This is a genomic window from Occallatibacter sp., from assembly GCF_036502485.1.
Lineage (GTDB): Bacteria > Acidobacteriota > Terriglobia > Terriglobales > Acidobacteriaceae > Telmatobacter.
The window spans coordinates 1-21,402 of record NZ_DASXYM010000025.1; the positions used below are offsets into that span (position 1 = coordinate 1).

Below are 21,402 nucleotides of genomic sequence, written 5' to 3' on the forward strand. Positions count from 1 at the left end.
CACGATCGCGCCGCCTCGCTGCCCATTCCCGAGCTCTACGATGGCTCGCGCAAGCTCAAGATCAGCGGCGACCCGCGCGAGGGCGTCTGCTATCAATGCCATGCCCCGCGGCCGCCGGACGTCAACAGCATCGCCGCAGCCGCCAACTGGAAAGCTCAGGCGGGCTCCGGTGACGACCGCACGCCCATGGGCGTCCATGAGGGACTAAGCTGCGTCGCCTGCCACAACGGGCACAATGAGAGCGCCCGCGCCTCGTGCGCCAACTGCCACCCCGCACTTTCCAACTGCGGCCGCGACGTTGAAAAGATGGACACCACCTTCGCCGACGCGAAGAGCAAGCACAACGTCCACTGGGTCAAGTGCGCCGACTGCCACGAGCACGGCATCCCGCACGCCAAAGGCGGCCCCCTCGCCCGGGGTGAGTAGTATCTTCAAATCGCCGGCTCTGTGATGTGGAGGCGAGCTTTCAATTTCCGGACCTATGCAGCGGTCTCATGATTTGAATTATGGCTAGAAAGAGACAGTTCAACCGCACGATCGTTCGCAGCAACATCGCGGAGGCAATGGAGGAACTGCAGAAGCTGGAGCAGAAAGCGGCTGGTGGAACATTGACCGAAGTTGATCTTCAGTTGGGGCTGTGCCACGCCTCCCGACACATCAGCTTTGCCTGGAACATCAGGCGCGTATCCACGTCTGAGTATGCGCAACTGACCCAGGAACAATTTTAAGAGTGGGGGAGCTATCCGGCAGAGATCAATGCTTACTAGTTCTACACCTGGGATTTTGGCGCATGATTACCGGTCCGAAAATCTCAGCTCGGATTCAGCGACTTGCTTCGACCGGCCACGGCCTTGAACTTCCCCGGAAAACGCCTCTGTGGCAGCGTTGTGTGACGGCACGACTTCAACGTCGCGGGCCGGATGCGCAATTAGAAGCTTCGCGTCTTTTCCCTCGCTAAGCCGGCAGCGATCAACACTGTCGGATCAGACCTCTCGTTTCGCCCCCGCCGCCACCTCTATCCACCAAGTACAATACGGGGATGGAGCCAGGCAACCTATCCCCGCAGTTCCTACGGGAATTCAGCGGGAACGAGGCGGTTACTCGCGCATGAGACGCGTCTTCGGCCTATTCCGCTTCGGCCTGCCCTACTGGTTCAACTGGCTACCCGGTGTCCTGCTTCTCGCCGCCGTCGGCGCGCTCGACACGTTTCGCACCCTGCTGTTTCAGCCCATCTTCGACCAGGTTCTGAAGCCCGATGCTCCTGAAGGCCCCATTCTCCTGGGGCTTAAAAACTCCCACTGGCAATTCGACCTCCGGGCTCTCATCCCGCACTTTCTCCACGTACATAATGCGTGGAATGTGGTAGCCATTGCGCTTATCCTCTCCACCATTGCCAAGGGTCTCTGCGACTACGCCGGGACTTACCTTGTGAACTACGCAGGCTTCGGCATGATTACCGACCTGCGCAACCATCTCTACGAGGCCACGCTGCGCCGTTCGGCCAGCTTCTTCCAGAAGCACGCGACCGGCACCATCCTCTCTACCCTCATCAACGACGTTGATCGGGTGCAGGTGGCCGTCAGCTCCGTCATTGGAGAATTTCTGCAGCAGTTCTTCACCTTCCTGGTCGGCATCGTCTTCGTGATTCGCCTGGGAGGCGCGCTGAGCTGGTCGCTGCTTCTCTTTGTTCCGGTTGTCATTACGTCTTCGCGCAAAATCGGACGTGAAGTCCGCACCCGCACCCGCACCGGACAGGACAAGCTCGCGGAGATTCAGAACATCCTGCACGAAACTGTCACGGGCCATCGCATCGTGAAAGCCTTCAGCAGCGAACTCTGGGAGATCTCCCGCTTCAAACACGCTGCCCGCCGCCTCTTCAAGGCGAACCTGCGCAGCGTACGCATCCAGTCCATCAGTTCTCCGCTCATGGATACGATTGGCGCCATCGCGATCGCCCTCCTTCTCTGGGTTGGCCGCAATGAAATCAATCACGGCCGCATGACCATGGGCATGTTCGGCGCCTTCATCATCCTGCTTTTCAAGCTTTACGATCCGGTCCGCAAGTTCGCCTACTTCTATAACAGCTTTCAGCAGGCCATGGGCGCTTCCGCCTCCATCTTCACCTTCCTCGAGCACCGCGACGATGTGAAGGAAAAGGCCCACCCCAAATCTCTCCCTGGATTCAAAAGCTCCATCCGGTTTGAGAACGTCGGCTTCTCTTACTCCAATGAAGAAGGCGAACACCAGATCCTGCACAATATCGATCTCGAAGTCCGCGCCGGCGAAGTTCTGGCGCTGGTCGGACCCAGCGGGGCAGGGAAGTCGACTCTCGTCAATCTGATCCCGCGCTTCTTCGATGTCACCTCCGGCCGCATTCTGATTGACGGATCCGACGTTCGCGACCTTACCCTCGGTTCACTGCGCCGGCAGATTGCCCAGGTCACCCAGGAAACTATCCTCTTCAATGACACGGTGCGTCACAACATCGCCTACGGCCAGCCTGAGGTGAAGATCGAACTCGTGGAAGCCGCGGCCCGCAACGCTCTCGCCCACGACTTCATCCTCCGCATGCCGCAGGGCTATGACACGGTCATTGGCGAGAAGGGTTTTCGTCTTTCCGGCGGCGAGCGGCAGCGCATGGCCATCGCCCGCGCCATTCTCAAAGACGCCCCCATCCTCATCCTGGACGAAGCCACCTCTGCCCTCGACGCCGAGAGCGAGTCTCTGGTGCAGATCGCGCTCGCCAACCTGATCCAGAACCGCACCGTTGTGGTCATCGCGCATCGCCTAAGCACGGTGCGGCGGGCCAATCGCATCGCAGTGGTGGAGGAAGGCCGCATCACCGCCATCGGCAGCCACGATGAGCTCCTGCTCACGTCGCCCACCTACCGCCGCCTCTACCAGCTCCAGTTCATGGATGGCCCTGAAGGCAGCAGTGGCCCCGATCCGGGCCTGGGCCAGCTCGAACCCGAACCCCGTCCCCCCGACCAGCTTCTTGAGCCCGCCCTGTCCGGCGAGGCGGAGGAATAACGAACCATGCCTCTCTACTCCATGACCGGCTTTGCCCGCGTGCAGGTCCGCGTTCCGGGCCGCGACGAAGCCGTCGAACAGTCTCAGCTCGGCTACACCCTTACTGTGAAGAGCGTGAATCACCGCTTCCTCGACATTCAGCTCCGTCTGCCCTCCGGCCTGGACGAGTTGGAAATGGAACTGCGCCGCGCCCTCAAAGAAAACCTCGTTCGCGGCCATGTCGAGCTCATGCTCGCCGTTGACCGCAGTACCCAGATCACCGGCGGCTACAACCGTGAACTCGTCGCCAATTACATTGCCGCTTTCAGCACCGCGCGCGCGGACCACGCCCTCACCGGCCAGCCCGATCTGAACACGATCCTCCGACTTCCCGGCGCGCTGCAGCCCGATGGCCGCAGCAACGCCGATGAGGATCTGGGCGCCATCACGGAAAGCGTGAAGCGCGAGATTGGCCCGCTTCTGAATCAGCTCAAGATCATGCGCGCCCGCGAAGGCGATTCCCTGGAGGCCATTCTCAACGCCTCACTCGACCGGCTGGAAGAAGCTGTGGCAGGCGTAGCTCAGCTCCGCCCCGAGGTCGAGCAGCGCTACCAGGAGCGCCTGACGCAGCGTCTCACCACCGCCGTAGGAAACGAGTTCAACCGCCAGCGCCTGCTTGAAGAAGTCGCCGTCCTCGTGGACCGGAGCGATGTGGCTGAGGAACTGGCCCGCATGAACACCCACATCGGCCACTTCCGCGAACTGCTCTCTGGAGGCGGCGAGGTGGGCAAGAAGCTCGACTTTTTGCTTCAGGAAATGAACCGCGAAGCCAACACGCTCCTTTCGAAGACCGGCGGTGTGGGCGGCAAAGGCACCAAAATTACGGAACTCGGCCTGGCCATGAAAGCCGAAATTGAAAAGGCCCGCGAACAGATCCAGAACGTGGAATAACGGTAAATAGTGAATAGTGGTCAGTGATGAGTGATTCCACTCACCGCTCATCACTAGTCACTCAACACTCATCACCGCTGACCACTGATCACTGACTACTAAGGAACAATGGCAGGCATCCTCTTCATCATCTCCGCCCCGTCCGGCTCTGGAAAGAGCACCATCGTCAATGAGCTGCGCAAGCAGGTTACCGGCATAGACTTCTCCATCTCGTGGACCACGCGCGCTCCCCGCGGCTCGGAAGAAAACGGCCGTGAGTATTACTTCACCAACCGTGTTGAATTCGAGAGCATGATTGCGGCCGGCGCTTTCCTTGAATACGCTGAAGTCTTCGGCAATCTTTACGGCACGGCGCGGCACTCGCTGGACGACGCACGCAAGCAGGGTCACGACCTCCTGCTCGACATTGACGTGCAGGGCGCCGCGCAGGTCCGTAAGGCTTTGCCAGAGGCGGTTAGCGTGTTTGTCATGCCGCCGAACCCCAAGGTTCTGCGCACCCGTTTGCGCAACCGCAGCCGCGCGGAGGGTCAGGTCAACGAGTCCGAACTGTACCGCCGCCTCTCGGAAGCCAGCAAGGAAATCGAGAACTACCGGGACTATACGTACATTCTTGTCAACGACATACTCGATCGCGCCGTCGCCCAGCTTGAAGCAATCGTGCGAGCTGAGAGATACTATCGCAACAGCGAACCCATTGCCGTCCGTTCGCGCCGTGTGCTGGAAGTCGCCGCGGCTTGTCGCCAGTCCAACTCCCAGGAACGGCTCAAGCCCGTACTTGAGGCTTTTGGGATTGGTCTTGATTCAAGTCAGCAGCAGTTTAATTTCAATGACGACCCAGATGAGGACCCAGATGAAGATTGAGACCCAGTTCGATTCCAACTACCGGAAAGTTCTAGTAGCGGCCCGCCGGGCCCGCCAGCTTCAGAACGGCTCGTCAGCGCTGGTCCACACGCAATCCACCAAGGCCTGCAGAATCGCCCAGGACGAAATCGAGGCCGGCAAGATCTCTTACGTCCGCAAGGATGTGCCCGTAGTGAAGCCCCTGGTCGACGAAAACGGACTTCCCATCATCGCCAGCTAGCTCCTGATCGACGGCCCCGGCCGCGGCGTGGTGTCTTCTCACCTCGCCGCATAGCCACGCCTTGCCACGCGGCACAAGGCCGCAATGCTGTTCAGATTGTTTTTGCTTCGATCGGCAAAAAGATGGTGGCGACTGTCCCGGAGTGGGGGCGGCCTGTTTTCGAACGGATCCGAAGCGTACCCTGATTACGCTTGACGATTTCCTGCGATATCCAAAGCCCAAGGCCAGTGCCGTTATCACCTTTCGTGGTGTAAAACGGCTCGAAGATTCGCTGCATGGCATGTTTTGGAATGCCGTGGCCGGTGTCCGCAATCGTGATGCGAACGCCGGGGATGTTCGTCTTGGGATGATGCACGCTCGTGGTGCGCACGATCAGGCGGCCGCCGGCGCGCATGGAATCGACGGCATTGCCGATCAGGTTACTCAACACCTGGCGAACGTCACCGTCGCGGCAGCAGATCTGGCAGGAGGTCCGGTTCTGCTGGACGAGCTGAATGTTGGAATTCGCCATACGGCCTCTGAACAGGGCAATGGCAGGCTCCAGCAGATCGTCCACCGCAGTCAAGCTGGGGCTGGATGACTGACGATGGAAGCGAAGTGTCTGCGTGACGATATGACTGACCCGCGCCAGTTCTTCCTGAGCCCTGAGGGCGAATTGCGATGCGGGGGTGGATCGTGTGGTCTGTTCCACAAGGTAGAGAAGGTTGGTAACCGCTTCCAGCGGATTGTTGATCTCGTGGGAGATGGATGCTGCCAGCCTGCCCACGGCGGCGAGCTTCTCGTTTTTCATCAGGGCTTCCTCAGCCCGTTTGCTGCGGTCGATGTCGGAGATGGCGGCGACGCCGCCGGAGACCTTGCCTTCCGGGTCGATGATAGGGGCTGCGGCAACGCGTATCCAGCCCAGAGAGCCGTCCTTGTGGCGGTGGAGGAAGTCTTCGGGCGGCACGACCTCAGAGCTTTCCAATGCGCGCTGGAGGGGGGAATCGCCCGAATCGAGTGGGCTCTCCTCGCGGCCGCCGGTGAGAAAGGATTGCCACACCGCGTCTGTTCCGATGGACGCGCCCACCGGGACTGGCTGGCGCAGAATCTGTTCCGCGGTCCGATTGGACAGAAGGACGTTGCCTTCGCGGCCCACGACGATGATGCCGACAGGCAGATTGTCCAGGATGACGTGGAGAGTCTCCTGTTCATTGCGGAGAGCAGCCAATGCGTTGTCGCGTTCCTGGAGCGTGTCTCGAATCTCATACTGGCGCTTACGAGCGCGGAGGGCAGCGCGAACGCTGCTGATCAAAATATCCGGCCGGAGGGGTCGTTCAAGCAGGACGGGCGAGCCCAGGGCCTCAAATCGGTTTTCACGATTGCGGGGCATCGAGCGGCTGGTCCCGGTGAGGATGAGCACCGGCAGGTCTGACCATGCGGACTGACGGTTACCATAGTTGATCAGGGCTGTTTTGGCTGGTGCATCGAGTGCCTCTTCCGCGATGAGGAGAGCGCCAACGTATGTTTCGTCGCTTTCTTTCGAAAGAGGGCCGAGGTCAATCCAACGCTCGGCAGCGACACCGTTCTGGCGCAGAACTCTGAGGATGAGTTCGGCATCACGGCCAGTGGGCGCCACGACGCATACCGCGAGGCTCATCGGTTTGACCCCAATCTACTTTGACCCAATTTACCTGGCGCTCAGCGGCAGTTCCAGTTCCGGAACCCCGGTCATGACACCGCGGAAACTGGTGAGCGGCTCACCAATCTCAACGCCTTTTGGTGTGATTTTCAGTTCGCGGAGGGTGTCCTCATGTTGGCCTACGCGCTGTTTGACGACCGAGACCAGCTTTCGGAGAGATCCGGCTGCTTCAAAATACCGGAGCAAAACCACTGTATCGGACAAATAACTGACATCGACTTCTGTCTGCATCGATCCGATCAGTCCGTGCTGGGTATAGACAAGAAACGTGGCCACGCCCTTCTGGTTCAAATACGAGATGAGCTCATGAAGGTGAACGTTGAGGTCCTTTTCTCCGGGCATGGAAGTGAGATAGCCGTTCAGACTGTCGATGACCACGACGCGGGTGTCGTTGATCTGCACGTCGCTGGTGATCTGGGAGGCGAATTCGCCGGGAGAAAGGGTTGCCGGGTCCACCTGGACCATGCGAAGCGTTCCTTTGGCGATTTCCTCCCTCACCGGGATTCCAATGCTCTCCAGGCGATCCTGAGCGGTGCGCAGCACTTCATCGAACACGTAGACGACGGCCCGGTCGCCCCGTTGCGCGGCAGCAAAGGCATAGACCATGGAAAGGGTCGATTTGCCGCAACCGGATGGGCCGATCAGCAGGGAGGATGAGCCTCGATTGATGCCTCCTCCGAACATCTGGTCCAGGCTGGGGAGATTACTCGTGATCCTGTCTCCGACGAAGGGATCCAGATGTTCCTGCGCGACCAGGCGGGGGTACACGCAAAGTCCGCCGCGGAGGATGGTGTAGTCGTGGAAGCCCTCGCGAAACGCGCTTCCGCGCAACTTGACTACCTCGATCTGGCGCCGCGTCACTCCGTAGGAGCGGTGCATTTTTTCAAGGCGGAGAACACCGTGCGCGATGCTCTGCAACTGGGTATCGCTACCTTCGGCGGTCCGGTCATCCAGGAGGAGCACGGTGCAATCGCGCCCGGCGAAGAAGTGTTTCAGAGCCAGCAACTGCCGACGGTAGCGCATGGGATCGGCGGCCAGCAAACGGAGTTCTGAAAGCGAATCGATAACGACGCGATCCGGCTTGGATTCATCGATCAGCTTGGTGAGCTTCTGAATTGTGTCGGAGAGCTCAACCTCGCTTGGCCGGAAGATGGTGTACTGCTCTTCCGGATGAAGGCTCGCCTCCGCGGGCACGAACTCGGCGATGGGGAGATCCTTCGGATTCCAGCCATGGGAACTTGCGGAGCTTTCCAACTCATCCCGCGATTCCGAGAGAGTGATGTAGAGAGAGCTGCTGCCAGGCTTCACGCCTGCGAGGATGAACTGCATGGCGAGGGTGGTTTTGCCAGTGCCTGGATCTCCTTCGACCAGGTACATCTGTCCGGCGGGAAAGCCTCCCGAAAGAATGTCATCGAGGCCGCTTACTCCCGTCTCAATGCGCCTCGGCAGGTTCTGGTCCATGGGTTCCGCTCCTTCGAGACGGTTACTGGTGAGATGCGTACGGCTCAGAAAAATATGTACGCGCCCCGACGATCCACGGTCGGCTGCGCATGAGACTCTACGATAACTTGCAGCGAATGGGCAGCAGTTGCTGGGTCGCAGGAGAGAAGCTATGCGGTGGCTTGTACGGATGTTGACTCGCCACGGTCGCTATCAGGATCTTTCCGAATCGATCCCCGAGCACCTCGAAGAGAAGATTGCCGATCGGATAGACGGCGGCATGTCTCGTGAGCAAGCGGATAGGACTGCCCAACTCGAGTTCCGCAGTTTCGACAGGAAGGAGCGCAGCCTGGCGGTATGGCGGGGTCCGAGGTGGGAGTCGATTCGAGCGGATGCTCGTTTTGCTCTGCGGCAATTCCGGAAAGCCCCGGGGTTCGCCCTGAGCGCTGTTCTCGTGCTGGCGATGGGAATTGGGGCAAGCGCCAGCATCTTCACCTTCGTGAACGCCGCACTGCTCAAACCGCTGCCCTATTGGGACGCAGGCCGCCTGGTCGCAGTCTTCGAGACGACCCCCTCGTGCGGGGAGTGCGGTCTCTCCTATCCCGATTATCAGGACTGGAAGCGCAATAGCTCGTCCTTCAGTTCGTTCGACGTCTGGACACCCGACGCATACCTGCTGCGGCGCTCCGCCGCTGTCGAATCTCTCCGCGTGGGGCGAGTCTCAGGCGGATTCTTTCAGACTCTCGGGGTCAGTCCATCTCTCGGCAGATTGTTTACGGCAGCTGATGACAACGCGACCGCCGCGCGCAGCGTGGTGCTGCCCTACGGAACCTGGCAGCGCATCTTTGGCGGGCGGCCCGATATAGTCGGCGCATCGATCACCCTCGACAACAACGTCTACACGGTCATCGGTGTCCTGCCACGCGACTTCCAGTTCGCTTCACGTGCCGCCGAACTCTGGGTAACTATAGGCGACCTCGGCTCCTGCGAAATGGACCGCTCCTGCCGGCCGTTTAGCGGCATTGCCAGGCTCAAAAGCGGCACAACTGTCGCCGCGGCGCTCGCCAACGCGAACGCAATCGCATCCCAGCTTCAAAAGCAATACCCTCAATCCAATCGGGACCTCGGTGCGTTGGTCGAGCCGTTCAGGGATTCGATCACCGGCGATATCCGTCCCATTCTCCTCATCCTGCTGTCGGGTTCTTTGCTTCTCCTGCTGATCGCCTGGGTCAACGTCGCGAGTCTGCTGATCGTTCGTGGTGAAAAGCGTCGCCACGAGATCGCGGTCCGCGGTGCCCTGGGTGCGTCTTTTACGAGACTGGCGCAAGCTCTATTCATAGAAGCGGTGCTTCTGGTTGTGCTTTCGGTCCCGGCAGGTGCGGGTGCCGCCCTGGGCTCTGTCAGAGTGCTGGCTGCGCTGATCCCCGAACGTGTACTTCGGGGGATGCCATTTTTCCAGACGATCGGTTTCGATCACCGCGTCCTCATGTTCGTCGGCGTCGCATCTCTGGTCTCACTGGCCATTTGCACTGCGGCGCCGATGACGCGCCTTTATCTCGCCGATGTGCGCAGTGGGCTGGCTCATGGAACCCGCACTTCCTCCGGCGCGTGGAAACGTTTCGGCTCCACCCTGGTAGTCGCCGAACTGGCGCTTGCGATCGTGCTCCTCACCAGCGGGGGGCTTCTGGGCAAGAGCTTTTATCGCATTCTTCACGTAGACGTAAATTTCAATACTGCCAATCTCGCCACACTTGAAATCGACGCCAATACTGGATACGAGACCGCATCACGGCAGCTGGCCATGGCTCACCACCTAATCGATACGATCAATTCCGTTCCTGGCGTCCTGACCTCCGGAACCGTCAGCTCTCACCTCCCGGTCACCTGCAACTGCGACGCAGCCTCTTATCGTGTGTTGGGCCGCTCATGGAACGGAGAGCAGCAGCAGGCTGTCTCAAGGACGGTGAGCGCCGGCTATTTCGCCACTGTCCAGACGCGGCTTGTCAGAGGACGGTTCTTCACTGAAGCGGACGATGCCTCGCATCCTGCAGTCGTCATTATCAACCGGAGAACGGCACACCTGCTCTTTCAGGATGAAGACCCGATTGGACAAGTAATAGGAGACCAGGCACTCACGGAGAACTCGCTGCATCGCGTGATTGGAGTCATTGAAGACATGCGAGAGGGAGCCCTCAACGAGCCCCTTGAGCCCGCCGTGTACTACCCCCTGAACCAGAAACCTGGCAACTACTCGTTCCTTGTAGTTCGAACCAATCAAGATCCCGCTCGTGCTTTGTCCGAGATCGTTTCGGCCATACACGGGCTCGATCCGCAAATCGGTGTTCGCAACGAATTCACGATGGCCGAGCACATCCGCGATGACCACGCCTCCTACCTGCACCGATCGGCGGCCGCGCTCGTGGGAGGCTTTGCCACCTGCGCTCTTATGCTTGGGGTCATTGGGCTTTATGGGGTTGTCGCTTACTCGGTCAGTCAACGCACCCTGGAAATCGGAATCCGCATGGCTCTTGGCGCAGAACGGCGCTCGATTCGCAGGCTGATTCTGGTGGAAGCAGCCGAGTTGGTTCTGTGGGGGCTTGTGCTGGGTCTCGCCGGCGCCACCGTCACAGGTCGCTTCCTCGGCAGCCTCCTGTTTGGCGTGCGGTCTTGGGATCTCGTTACCTTCACCGCTGTCACCGCGACTCTTGGATTAACAGCCCTCATGGCAGCCTGGATACCAGCCCGCCGTGCCGCTGGAACCGATCCGATGGAAGCGCTTCGAGCTGACTAGTTCCACGCTGCCGGCCTTATGGATAGGACAACCGCATCAAAGTGTCCCATCGTCCCAGGACGTTTGGTGAGTTCTGACCGCTTCCCCGGCGCAATCAATCGCAATTTGGTCCTTGATTTGCACCATCCCGCCAACTCTTGCTCGCTGCTGGAATCAACCTCGCTGCTAGAATCAACCCATGCGCGTCACGGTGGGTGTCTCCGGCGGCATCGCTGCCTACAAAGCTGCCGAGCTGGTCCGCGAACTTCAGCGCCAGGCCCTCGAAGTCCACGTCGTCATGACGGAAGCCGCCTGCAAGTTCGTGCAACCTTTAACTTTCGCCGCCCTCAGTGGCTATAAGGTCATCACCGGGCTGTGGGACGACAGCAACTCCGGACCAGGGTCCTACGACTCCTCCATCGAGCACATTGCCGAGGCTCAGGCGGCCCAGGCTCTCGTTGTCGCTCCTGCCACGGCGGACATTCTTGCCAGGTTCGCTCACGGCATCGCCGACAACTTTCTCACCACCATGTATTTAGCCACAAAGGCGCCGGTCCTTGTAGCTCCCGCCATGAACGTAAACATGTGGGAGCACCCCGCCACCCAGGCCAACCTGCAAATCCTGCGTGAGCGCGGAGTCAGGGTCATTGAGCCCGGCGTCGGAGACCTCGCCTGCGGCATGGTGGGCGCCGGCCGCATGGCTGAACCTGCTGCCATCGCGGAAGCCGTTCTCACCGTTCTTGGTCCCCGCCACGACCTGGCAGGTGAAACGGTTCTCGTCACCGCCGGCGGTACGCGTGAAGCCCTGGATCCGGTGCGCTTCATCGGCAACCGCTCGAGCGGCAAAATGGGCTACGCCATCGCCGAAGCCGCCCAGTCCCGAGGCGCCAAAGTCATTCTCATTAGCGGACCCTCGGCTTTATATCCTCCTTCAAACGTGGAAGTTGTGAAGGTCACCACTGCGGAGCAGATGCGCAATGCCGTCCTCGACCGAATGTCGGAGGCCACCATCGTCATCAAGTCCGCCGCAGTGGCAGACTACCGTCCCGTGGTCGTCTCCGACCAGAAGCTCAAGCGCACCGGGCCGATGACCATCGAACTCGCGCCCACAGAAGACATCCTCGCTGAGGTCGCCCGCCGCCGACACGCCGGCCAGCTCATCATCGGCTTCGCTGCCGAAACGGAAAACCGCGTGGAAAACGGCCGCGCCAAGCTTCTCCGCAAAGGCGCCGATGCCATCGTTATCAACGACGTGTCGGGCGATCGCACCGGCATCGATTCTGACCTCAATGCCGCGACATTCCTCACCACGTCCACCGCGATTGAAATGCCCGAAATGTCGAAGCGCAAGCTCGCGGACCGGATTCTCGACGAGACCCTCATCCTGCGCCGCCCGAAGCACTTAATCGTTGAAGTTGACAGCGTATCAGCGCAGGACGAAATCCTGCAGCAATCCGCCACGCCCGCGCGCCGGCCCATCATCGTGGAGTAGCCGGTGCCCGCCCCCTCGCGTGTCCTCGATCCGTCCACCCAGCAGGCCCTCGCAGAGCGCCTCCGCTTTTACCGCGAACTCGGCCTGACCGACTTTTATCGCCGCCCCGCGCAGGCGATCCAACAAATGGATGTCCCAGGTCTCGCTTCTGAGACCCAGGACCCGTCTTCCCAGCCCATCTATCCTCAGGAGACCGAAATTCCGCCTCGCAAGCCCATTGCTGCCCCTCCCGCCGTGGCCCCCGCGGTCACCGACAGCGCTGCCGCCCTCCGCATCATCCGGGAGCAGATCGGCGAGTGCACCCGATGCGCGCTTCACACCGGGCGCAACGAGCTTGTCTTCGGCGACGGATCCCCGGACGCGCGTCTCCTGTTCGTGGGCGAAGGTCCCGGGGCGGATGAAGACGCGCAGGGCCTGCCCTTTGTGGGCAAAGCCGGCCAGCTCTTGAACAACATGATTGCGGCCATGGGCCTGAAGCGCGAGGAGGTTTACATCGCCAACGTGGTCAAGTGCCGGCCCCCGCAGAACCGCACGCCCGAGCCCGATGAAGCCAACACCTGTGCGCCTTTTCTCTTCCAGCAAATCGACGTGATTCGCCCCGAAGTCATCGTCGCCCTAGGCGCCACCGCGGCAACCTATCTTCTCGGTCAGCGCCAGCCCCTCGCCGGCCTTCGGGGGCGCGTACATACCTGGCGCGGCAGCAAGCTCATCGTGACGTATCATCCGGCGTTTCTTCTGCGCGATCCGCGTCAGAAGAAGGAAGCCTGGGCCGACCTCCAGATCGCCATGCGCGAACTTGGCCTGCAGGCTCCTGCCAAGGCCTGATCGCCACCTCAGTGCAACGATTCGCGCTGTTGGATCACCTTGCGCAGCGCATCCTTCAGGCCGCGGCGCAAGATGAGCATCTTTAGCTCGATGACAGCCATCCCATGCGCCGGCAGGGCAGCGGTGGGATCCACGTGCTGGCACGTCAGCTCCGGATTACTCCACACATTCCCGACGGTACGCGTGAAGCTCGCCACGACCCATTTGCCATCACTCGACAGGGTGGCAATCATCGGCTCATCCACCACACGCGACTTGTTGTAATACGTGATCCCATCCGCACGTTTGTCCACCAGCTTAGCCGGAACTGCCCACGTGTACGACGCCATATATCGCGCCGGGAGCCACTCATTCAGCGGCATCGTCATCCTTTGCGGCGTTTCCGAGGCCAGCAGCTCGAACCCGCCCGCATGGTGCACATACGTCCGCTCCAGCCGTGCGTCATGAAACACCCCGGTCAGCCGCGGATCGGTCGGCGCATACACCATGTCGTAATCCACTGCCGACCGGTTTCGAAACTCGTAGTGAAACAGCACGCCGTCGGCTTCGAGGGTTGCTCTCGCAATTATGAGAATTCCGTCCTCGAGATCCTTCTCATACTGGAGCGAATCGCTGGTAGCGGACCACGCCAGCGCTGCTCCGGAGTTCCCCGGCTGCCAAAGATAAATGTGCGTCGCGTCTGACTTCCCGCGTGCCCGTACCGTTACATGTTCCGGTAACAAGATCAGAAACGCGGCTTCATCTCCGCTATATCCTGGCACCGTAATCCGCAGCGTGGGATCGGCATCGTCAGCCGCCACCATGAGCCGAACGCCCGCCGCATTGCGGATGGATCCCGGTGCTTGTCCCTCAACCCTCATGAAGCAGAAGAAACCAAGCAGCGCGAACGCCATCGGCACAATGGTCTCAGCCATGTGACCGGATTTCCTTCGCGCTGCCTGAATCATTGGAGCCCGCCCTGGGGTCTCCAGGCAGCAAGAAAATCCTTGACGGCTTTCGGGCTGTAGCCGGCTCCATTCTCCAGGGGGTCAGTGTTTTGCGATACGAGGAGTTTGCCTTTCTCATCCAGCACAAACAGCCATGGATAACCCGGAATGGCCGGATACTGAGCAAGAAATGCAGCGTTCTCATTATTCGCGCTCATATTTATCTTGAGCAAAACGAAACTGGAATCGCGCAGGTCGCGCAAGTCTGTGTGCCCGTCGAAGAATTTGTCCAGAATCTTGCACCACGAGCACCAGGTGCCGCCTACCTCCACAAGGATGCGCTTGTGCGCGCTCGCCGCTTGAGCTTCCGCTGTTGCCAGATCCTTCACCGGATCGCGCTTCGGATCGTACGTGCTGGAGAAGTCCTCGGGTGCCGACTCCACAGGCTTGGGCTTTGGCCTCTCATACGACGGCACAAACGGCTTGCCATCGATGCGATAAGCGACCCCGTAAGAAACCTCCACCGGCTGACCGTCGACAACATACGGCTTATACTTCCATTTATTGATGGCAGCTTCAAGGGCATCGGCCAGCGCCGGATACGTCGCGATATCGCTGCGGTACACCTTCACAGTTCCATCTTTGTGGATCAGGATCGGCACGACCCCCACGCCGCTGAACGGTTTCCCATTGGGAGCCAGTGGCAGCGCCGCTGCCACCTCGTAGACAGATTCCGGCCGCGGGAACCCAGCTTCAATTGTGTACGGCTCAGCAACAGCATCCGCGGGCGGCTTCATCGTCGCTTCAGTCCCGGGCGCCAGCGGCTCCAGAAGCGACACCTTCATTTCTGCCAGAAGGTTTCCTTGCTGGATCACCTTCACATCGCGCGCCACCGCACGCCCCAGGAACATCTGCACATCGTCGAATTGAACCGACGTATTGCCCGCCACTGTCAATCGCAGATGCATGTCCTGATCGAAGCACGACGTGGCGAAAATATAGTCGGGATCTTCTGTGTAGCGCGCCCCATCCACCACAGACGCGCAGTTTAGGGTGACGCCTTCCGTCGTTGTCCGGATGGCCTTCATCTCGTAATCGGGCTTGATGTTGGCCGCTTGATAAAGCGGATCAAGCACGGGTCGAGTTACCCGCAGCAGCAGGAAATGATATGTAGAGTGGTTCATACCGCGCTTTGCGATAAACTGCTCGCCCTGCGACGTGCTCCACTCGGCTCCGGTGAGTTCCGGCAGAGCACTGGTGTAGGTGCGGCGCCATTGCTGCGGACCGCCGTGCCACTCCTCCACGCTTCCGCTCACAGGTTTCGGATTGGCGCCATAGTGCATCTGGTAATCAATCTTGATGTGCCAGGGGGCGAGGCGCTCGTCGGCCAGCGCGTTGCTCTTTACTCCCGCCTGCACGAGCCGGTGCGCAAGGCCGTTGAGCTTTGCAGTGACCGGCGGCAGATGAGCGTCCGGTAGTGGGGGCGCGGCAGCAGAGCTGGGCGCGGCAGTCGTCCCGGCAGAATTCGGTCCGGTTGTTGTCTGAGCAGACACCATCCCGACCAGCAGAAGAAGGCAGGCAAGCCCCGGCGAGGGAGCAGAATCAAATTGGACGCGCATTTACAAGCCCCGTTGTAGTTTGGGGGCCATTGTTTCACGGCTCGCGGCGAATGGGAAGAGCCGACAATTGTAGACTGCTGCAAGCAATCCGAACCGGCCTGGGTTTGTGGCTTGCGCTTCGGTATCTTTCGACTCAGTTCAACGCCTTACCGAACGCGGCGCAATGAGCAAGGGAGCAATCGCGAGCCACGAGGCCGCCGGCACAGCCACAAAGGCAAATGCCGCGTGATGACTTGGTCCCTGCATCGCCACAACCCCATAGATTCCCAGAGAGCAGACAATAATCACGAGCGCCGATGCGCGTATCGCCGATGCCATTCCGTGCGGCGCACGCTCGGCACTCCGCTCCGCAAACCACAAACCCACAAACGGCGAAAGAACCCAGAGCACGAACATCGCCATCAGCAGCACTGAGTTGTTATGTGTGCCCGTATAGATCGTGAAGGCAAGTGATCCGGCCGCGCCGATCCCCAAGCCCGCGCGCACCATGCTGCGAAGAGGCGAAGGGACGCGTGTCCGCTGATTGTTCGTGTCGTGCGGCATCGGGCGGGCTATTTATGCTGGCTCAGCGTCTCATCGCGCCACAGCGCCACGCCGCCCAGCAGCCCCGTCTCATTCGAAACGATGGTCACGCCTTCGGGCAACTTGAAATCAATCTTCTTCGTGTTGCCGCCGCCCAGGTAAAGACGGTCCCAGTTGAACGTGTTACGCGTCTGCTCAATCATCTCCAGCACGTACTTGTTCCAGCGCTTCTTGCCATACTTATCCAGCCCGCGCCGGCCAATGTAATCCTCGTAGGTGTATTTTTTCCAGGGATGGTGCCCCAGTTCCATGGCCACCAGCCGCCCAGAGCTATAGATTGAATTCCCCATGCCCGTGCCCAGCGTGACGATCATTTCGATGCCGTCGCCCGAGATGGCTCCGTAACCTTGAATCGCCGCGTCATTTGCCACGCGCACCGGCTTCTTCCAGCGCTTCTCCAACTCGTTCTGCAGCGGAAAACCGCGCCACGAGGGATGCAGGTTGAAGGCGCTCCAGGTAATCCCGCGCTTCACCACGCCTGGAAAGCCGACCGACACGCGGTCGAACTTGGGCAGCATCTGATGCAAGGCATCCAGGCCCTTCAGCACCGCGTTGGCTGTGGGGATCGCCGGCGTGGGAATCCTCTGCCGTTCGCTCACCGGCTTTCCCACCGCATCCAGAAGCATGGCTTTCAAGCCCGAGCCGCCAATGTCGACTGCCAGGGTAATGGGTCCGAGGGTTTTCGCAGAAACAGCCGTCGAAATGGCTTCCGACGCGGGAGTGGGTTTGGCCAAGGCTTTAGGTTTCATCAGCAGGAATTGTAATGCCCCCGCGCCCTTCCGCGACACCCCACACGTCACCACACGTCTCAGTGCCACAAATGTCCGATCACCTGCTGCAGAACCAGCCCCGCAATGAGCGCAACCAGGAAGCTAGCCAGCGAGCCCAGCAGGAAGTAGTCCGCGCGCGCCCTCTCCTCCAGCTCCTTTGAGCGGATCAGCCCCTTGGCCGCGAAGAAAAACGCCAGGGCCTGCAGGTTGCCGCCCATCACCACCAGGACGACGATGACGCGTTCGATCTGACCGATCATTGTGCCATGTGCGTATCCCTCGCTGCCTTCAAAGCGAGGCTCGCCGGCATCCGGCATGCCTCCGGCCCGCTTCAGGATTCCGCGCACTATGTAGTTCCCCCCTCGGATCATGTAGACAAGCAGCGCCGCACCCGCGCACAATGCGCTCCATCGATCTCTGCTCAGTGACATGCCCGCGTCCGGCAGTGACCGGCTCACGCTATCCGCGGTGATCAGGTAAAACGAAAGCACTGCGCCTCCACACAATGCCAGCTCAAATCCCATTAGATGCCGAACCTTCACGAATCTCCTCCGCAACCAGCGCGCCAACACCGACCCTCCAAGCACCACTCCTGCGGCTGCCGTCTGCCGCAATCCGAATCCGCTCACGACAACCAGCATCACTGCGACGGCCGCGCTCCACGCCACCACGCCCCTGCTTAGCTGGGCCGGGTCTCCGGCGTCCGCATCGTCTTGCGCCGGATCGTTGCCGTACGCGTAATTCGCCAGCACCCAGCTCAGCAGCGATTCGCAGTAGAGAAGGGAATTATGCATAGCACCATCCCGGCATCAACGGAGAAGAATACATTTCCTCGGCCCTCACGCCGCCGCAACCATTCTGTTCGCAGCTACAGCAAGCGCCATGTGCCAAGCTGCTTCCCCTTCTGCATACCCGGCCCAATCTGCGGCCCGTGCGTATGCTGACACCGCTTGCCTGGTCAGGTTAAGGATGTCCGCTGCCTCATGCTTCCGTTTTCCTTCGCGCAGCAAGTTCGCAACCCGCCGTTGCTGGGGACTCCATTCATTGCGGTGATAATAGAGCAGCCGCGCCATCCCGTTCAGGATCAGATCGTTCTCGCACCCAAACCCCATGAACACACCGCCCATCTTCTCCTCGGCGGCTGCCGCGTCGATTGCGGTTCGCGCCGCATGAAAGGCGGGTCCGTCCATTTCAAGAGGACTGCGCACGATCTCAGTATCGATGCCGCCCATGCCGATCCCGAACCGAATCGGAACCCCTGCGAGTTCCTTCTCCATCGTCCACAGCAGGTCCGGGATTATCGTCCCCGCCACTTCCGGGCGCAGCACGCCTTCAAACTCGTCTCCCAGCGTAATCGTGAACTCCGCCAGGAGGCCTTCACTCATCGAGCGATTCAGGTTCTTCAGGGCGGCCAGCAGATGTTGCTGCACGCTGCGGCGGGTTGACGTCTTCAGCCTTCGCGACGCCACAATATCCCCGATAATCACGATGTGGGTTGCTGCGCTTTTCTTGGAATGCAAGCCGCGTTTGGTCATTCCAGAGGCTCCTCGGTAGTCAATACTATAGTGTTGATTCACGGTAAATCAATAAAGAAGTGTTGACTATCCGGATATCAATAAAATTATATTGACAGCATCCGGGACTTACAATAGAGCTTGCTGTCAGGAGTCCCATGGGTTTTTACTGCGAAGTCGCCCTGCCGGTGCCCCTGGACCGCACCTTTACCTACGCGGTGCCAGCCGGCCAGCGTCCCCGGCGCGGCTCGCGCGTCATCGCTCCCTTTCGCAATGAGAAGCTCATCGGCGTCGTCATGAGCGTCGGCTCCGAGCGCCCTGAGAACTTCGAAGCACGCGAAATCGAGGCGGTGCTTGATCACAGCGCCGACGACGGCCCCAGCGGGGACACACCCCCACTTCTCAGCGAACCTCTGCTTTCTCTCGCCGAGTGGATCGCGCAATACTACCTCGCTCCCATCGGCGAAGTCCTTCGCGGCATGTTGCCCCTGATGGCAGAAGTCCGCCGCACCGTGCACTACCGCATTACCGATCTTGGGCGCGACGTGCTCGCCAACAGCCTCGAAGCTCAATCCGGCATGGCCTTCGCCCCGCTCCCGGGAGAACGACCGCACGCCGGCCGCACGCTCCCGCGCGAACCACAGGACATGGAGCGTCTCGTTCTCGAAAAGTTGTCGTCCGGCGAGCCCGTCAAGCTCTCCACGTTGCGCACAACAACCAGCGTGACGACATCGCTCCTCGGCTCACTCATTCGTAGAAAATGGATTGTCCGCGAGACCGCGGCGGTGGAACGCGACGCCCGGCGCACCGAGCGTTTCGCTGTCCTCGTTCCCGAAACGCGTTTGCCCACGCTCACGACAAACCAGCAGGCTATCCTTGCCGAACTCGCAGCCTGCAGAGGCGAAATGCCCCTGGCTGAGTTACGCAAGCGCGAACTGCCCAACTCTACTTTGCAGACCCTCGTTCGCCGGGGGCTGGTGCGGATTGAAGAACGCCCCGTCGCCTTCCGATTGGGCGGAATCGAAGGCGCCGCCGGGCCCCTCCGCCTCAATGAGACGCAGACTGAAGCCCTCGCCTCCATCGCTTCCGCCCTGGGAGCCTTCCAGACCTTTCTACTCCACGGCGTAACCGGCTCCGGAAAGACCGCGGTCTATCTCGCCGCCATGCAGCGCGCCCTTGACCGCGGCCTTGCCTCCATCCTGCTCGTGCCTGAAATCGGCCTCACTCCGCAAACCGCAGGGCTTCTGGATGCAGCGTTCGGACGAAAGGTAGCGTTGCTCCACTCCGCTCTCACTCCGGAAGAACGCAGCGAGCAGTGGCGCCGTATCCGCTCAGGCGACGCACCCATTGTGGTCGGCACCCGCTCCGCCATCTTCGCGCCCGTTCCTAACCTGGGCCTTATCCTGGTCGACGAAGAACACGACCAGAGCTACAAGCAGGAAGAGACCCCGCGCTACAACGCCCGCGATGTCGCCGTGATGCGTGCCAAGTTTGCCAACGCCGTCGTGGTCCTCGGCTCCGCTACACCCTCACTTGAAAGCTGGCACAACACCACTGCCGAGAACGGGGCCCAAGGCAAATATAAGCGCATCGAGATGAAGGAGCGCGTCAACCAGCGCCCCATGCCCGAGGTCGAGCTCATTGATATGCGCCGCGAGTTCCAGGAGACCGCCCAGGAGAACCTTTTCTCGCGATCCCTCACCCAGCAGACCCAGGCTGCCCTCGATCGAGGCGAGCAGGTCATCATCCTCCTCAACCGCCGCGGCTACTCATTCGCCGTCATGTGCCGCGCCTGCGGAGCCAAGCTCGAATGCCAGAACTGCGCCATTGCGCTCACGCACCACAAGCCGCCCGCTGAGGGAGAACTCGTGCGCGAAGGCCAGCGTCTGGAGTGCCACTACTGCGGATATCGCCGCATCGTTCCCGCGCGCTGCCCCAATTGCGACTCCGAGCACCTCTACTACCTGGGGGCCGGGTCGCAACAGGGTGAAGAGCGGCTCACGGAAATTTTTCCCACCGCGCGCATAGGCCGCATGGACCGCGACACGGTGCGCGGCCGTCACGATCTGGAGCGCCTTCTGGCGCGCCTGCACTCCGGCGAAATAAATCTTCTGGTCGGCACACAGATGATCGCCAAGGGCCACGACATTCACGGCGTCACGCTGGTCGGCGTCGTCGGCTGCGACCACTCTCTCTCCATGCCTGATTTCCGCGCCGCCGAGCGCGTTTTCCAGCTCATGACGCAGGTCTCAGGCCGCGCTGGCCGCGGAGAGCTCCGCGGCCGCGTGGTGGTGCAGACCTATCACCCCGATCACTACGCCATCCTCGCCGCAAGCAAACACGATTACGCCAGCTTCATCGAGAAAGAGCTGAAGTATCGCCGCTGGATGCACTATCCCCCGTTCGGCGTGCTCGCCAACGTGCTCATTCAATCGCCCCGGCTTGAAGAGGCCGCTGATTGGTCTTCCATCCTTGGCAAGTATCTGCTGGAAAATCAGAACACCGGAGCGGTGCGCGTCCTTGGCCCGTGCGCCGCGCCCATCGCACGGATAAAGGGCATCTATCGCTTTCACCTCATTCTCAAAGCCGCGTCGCGCAAGACACTCAACAGTGTGCTGCGCGCCATGCTGGCCCACGCTGAAACCATCAAAATCCCTCGCCGCAGCATTACCGTCGACGTCGATGCCCAGCGCCTGATGTAGAAATGCTCGCGATGTGACGATGGGGCATGGCCACTAAAAGGCC

Annotated in this window: 18 protein-coding genes; 10 read left to right on the top strand and 8 right to left on the bottom strand. The window is 60.6% G+C overall.

The annotated features are described in order from the left end of the window. From VGL22_RS04230 to rpoZ, 6 genes are all read left to right on the top strand, one after another. The coding region (locus VGL22_RS04230; protein WP_465265640.1) for a hypothetical protein at positions 1 to 426 on the top strand (426 nt) is incomplete at its 5' end. An 80-nt stretch (positions 427 to 506) separates the two neighbouring features. After that, entirely contained in the window at positions 507 to 728 is a 222-nt protein-coding gene (locus VGL22_RS04235) for a hypothetical protein (RefSeq protein ID WP_465265641.1), read from the top strand. Positions 729 to 1,107: 379 nt separating this feature from the next. Next, positions 1,108 to 3,030: an ABC transporter ATP-binding protein gene (locus VGL22_RS04240; RefSeq protein WP_465265642.1), complete on the top strand. Its 1,923-nt coding sequence runs from the start codon at positions 1,108 to 1,110 to the stop codon at positions 3,028 to 3,030. Between the two features lie 6 nt (positions 3,031 to 3,036). After that, positions 3,037 to 3,960, top strand: a complete 924-nt coding sequence (locus VGL22_RS04245) for a YicC/YloC family endoribonuclease (RefSeq protein WP_465265643.1) — start codon at positions 3,037 to 3,039, stop codon at positions 3,958 to 3,960. A 108-nt stretch (positions 3,961 to 4,068) separates the two neighbouring features. After that, positions 4,069 to 4,821, top strand: a complete 753-nt coding sequence (gene gmk, locus VGL22_RS04250) for a guanylate kinase (RefSeq protein WP_465265644.1) — start codon at positions 4,069 to 4,071, stop codon at positions 4,819 to 4,821. Further along, positions 4,811 to 5,041, top strand: a complete 231-nt coding sequence (gene rpoZ / locus VGL22_RS04255; RefSeq protein WP_465265645.1) for a DNA-directed RNA polymerase subunit omega — start codon at positions 4,811 to 4,813, stop codon at positions 5,039 to 5,041. Before gmk ends, rpoZ begins: the two co-directional genes overlap by 11 nt. A gap of 91 nt (positions 5,042 to 5,132) precedes the next feature. On the opposite strand, the gene VGL22_RS04260 is transcribed toward rpoZ, so the two are convergent. Next, on the bottom strand, positions 5,133 to 6,677 hold the full coding sequence (locus VGL22_RS04260; RefSeq protein ID WP_465265646.1) for a two-component system sensor histidine kinase NtrB: 1,545 nt from the start codon (positions 6,675 to 6,677) through the stop codon (positions 5,133 to 5,135). A 30-nt stretch (positions 6,678 to 6,707) separates the two neighbouring features. Next, a complete protein-coding gene (locus VGL22_RS04265; RefSeq protein ID WP_465265647.1) occupies positions 6,708 to 8,180 on the bottom strand; it encodes a DUF7125 family protein in 1,473 nt (490 codons plus the stop codon). A 151-nt stretch (positions 8,181 to 8,331) separates the two neighbouring features. Here VGL22_RS04265 and VGL22_RS04270 point away from each other — a divergent pair, with 151 nt between their 5' ends. From VGL22_RS04270 to VGL22_RS04280, 3 genes are all read left to right on the top strand, one after another. Further along, positions 8,332 to 10,950 carry an ADOP family duplicated permease gene (locus VGL22_RS04270; RefSeq protein ID WP_465265648.1) on the top strand — a complete coding sequence of 873 codons (2,619 nt, stop codon included), beginning with the start codon at positions 8,332 to 8,334 and terminating at the stop codon, positions 10,948 to 10,950. Positions 10,951 to 11,128: 178 nt separating this feature from the next. Continuing rightward, the gene (gene coaBC / locus VGL22_RS04275; RefSeq protein ID WP_465265649.1) at positions 11,129 to 12,421 is read left to right on the top strand and encodes a bifunctional phosphopantothenoylcysteine decarboxylase/phosphopantothenate--cysteine ligase CoaBC; all 1,293 of its coding nucleotides are present in this window, start codon (positions 11,129 to 11,131) and stop codon (positions 12,419 to 12,421) included. 3 nt (positions 12,422 to 12,424) lie between these two features. Next, positions 12,425 to 13,246, top strand: coding sequence for a uracil-DNA glycosylase (locus VGL22_RS04280; RefSeq protein ID WP_465265650.1), 822 nt, complete (start codon positions 12,425 to 12,427; stop codon positions 13,244 to 13,246). A gap of 8 nt (positions 13,247 to 13,254) precedes the next feature. Here the strand turns inward: VGL22_RS04280 and VGL22_RS04285 are convergent, their stop codons facing one another. The 6 genes from VGL22_RS04285 to VGL22_RS04310 form a co-directional block, all read right to left on the bottom strand. Further along, positions 13,255 to 14,160, bottom strand: a complete 906-nt coding sequence (locus tag VGL22_RS04285; RefSeq protein WP_465265651.1) for a hypothetical protein — start codon at positions 14,158 to 14,160, stop codon at positions 13,255 to 13,257. Between the two features lie 29 nt (positions 14,161 to 14,189). Continuing rightward, positions 14,190 to 15,791 (bottom strand): thioredoxin family protein, encoded by a 1,602-nt coding sequence (locus tag VGL22_RS04290; RefSeq protein WP_465265652.1) that lies wholly within the window; start codon positions 15,789 to 15,791, stop codon positions 14,190 to 14,192. Positions 15,792 to 15,929: 138 nt separating this feature from the next. After that, entirely contained in the window at positions 15,930 to 16,334 is a 405-nt protein-coding gene (locus VGL22_RS04295) for a hypothetical protein (protein ID WP_465265653.1), read from the bottom strand. An 8-nt stretch (positions 16,335 to 16,342) separates the two neighbouring features. Beyond that, positions 16,343 to 17,107, bottom strand: coding sequence for an ROK family protein (locus tag VGL22_RS04300; RefSeq protein ID WP_465265654.1), 765 nt, complete (start codon positions 17,105 to 17,107; stop codon positions 16,343 to 16,345). Positions 17,108 to 17,181: 74 nt separating this feature from the next. Beyond that, positions 17,182 to 17,937: a hypothetical protein gene (locus tag VGL22_RS04305; RefSeq protein ID WP_465265655.1), complete on the bottom strand. Its 756-nt coding sequence runs from the start codon at positions 17,935 to 17,937 to the stop codon at positions 17,182 to 17,184. Between the two features lie 45 nt (positions 17,938 to 17,982). After that, positions 17,983 to 18,678, bottom strand: coding sequence for a SatD family protein (locus VGL22_RS04310; RefSeq protein ID WP_465265656.1), 696 nt, complete (start codon positions 18,676 to 18,678; stop codon positions 17,983 to 17,985). Positions 18,679 to 18,815: 137 nt separating this feature from the next. On the opposite strand from VGL22_RS04310, the gene priA reads away from it, so the two are divergent. Beyond that, complete coding sequence (gene priA, locus VGL22_RS04315) at positions 18,816 to 21,359, top strand: replication restart helicase PriA (RefSeq protein ID WP_465265657.1); 2,544 nt, start codon at positions 18,816 to 18,818, stop codon at positions 21,357 to 21,359. The last annotated feature ends 43 nt before the right edge of the window (positions 21,360 to 21,402 follow it).

Coding starts and splice junctions, on each gene's coding strand:
- VGL22_RS04285 (WP_465265651.1), bottom strand. CDS start 14,160: ATGGCTGAGACCATTGTGCCGATGGCGTTCGCGCTGCTTGGTTTCTTC.
- VGL22_RS04235 (WP_465265641.1), top strand. CDS start 507: ATGGCTAGAAAGAGACAGTTCAACCGCACGATCGTTCGCAGCAACATC.
- VGL22_RS04270 (WP_465265648.1), top strand. CDS start 8,332: ATGCGGTGGCTTGTACGGATGTTGACTCGCCACGGTCGCTATCAGGAT.
- VGL22_RS04305 (WP_465265655.1), bottom strand. CDS start 17,937: ATGCATAATTCCCTTCTCTACTGCGAATCGCTGCTGAGCTGGGTGCTG.
- VGL22_RS04295 (WP_465265653.1), bottom strand. CDS start 16,334: ATGCCGCACGACACGAACAATCAGCGGACACGCGTCCCTTCGCCTCTT.
- VGL22_RS04240 (WP_465265642.1), top strand. CDS start 1,108: ATGAGACGCGTCTTCGGCCTATTCCGCTTCGGCCTGCCCTACTGGTTC.
- gmk (WP_465265644.1), top strand. CDS start 4,069: ATGGCAGGCATCCTCTTCATCATCTCCGCCCCGTCCGGCTCTGGAAAG.
- VGL22_RS04290 (WP_465265652.1), bottom strand. CDS start 15,791: ATGCGCGTCCAATTTGATTCTGCTCCCTCGCCGGGGCTTGCCTGCCTT.
- VGL22_RS04260 (WP_465265646.1), bottom strand. CDS start 6,677: ATGAGCCTCGCGGTATGCGTCGTGGCGCCCACTGGCCGTGATGCCGAA.
- VGL22_RS04265 (WP_465265647.1), bottom strand. CDS start 8,180: ATGGACCAGAACCTGCCGAGGCGCATTGAGACGGGAGTAAGCGGCCTC.
- priA (WP_465265657.1), top strand. CDS start 18,816: ATGGGTTTTTACTGCGAAGTCGCCCTGCCGGTGCCCCTGGACCGCACC.
- coaBC (WP_465265649.1), top strand. CDS start 11,129: ATGCGCGTCACGGTGGGTGTCTCCGGCGGCATCGCTGCCTACAAAGCT.
- VGL22_RS04245 (WP_465265643.1), top strand. CDS start 3,037: ATGCCTCTCTACTCCATGACCGGCTTTGCCCGCGTGCAGGTCCGCGTT.
- rpoZ (WP_465265645.1), top strand. CDS start 4,811: ATGAAGATTGAGACCCAGTTCGATTCCAACTACCGGAAAGTTCTAGTA.
- VGL22_RS04310 (WP_465265656.1), bottom strand. CDS start 18,678: ATGACCAAACGCGGCTTGCATTCCAAGAAAAGCGCAGCAACCCACATC.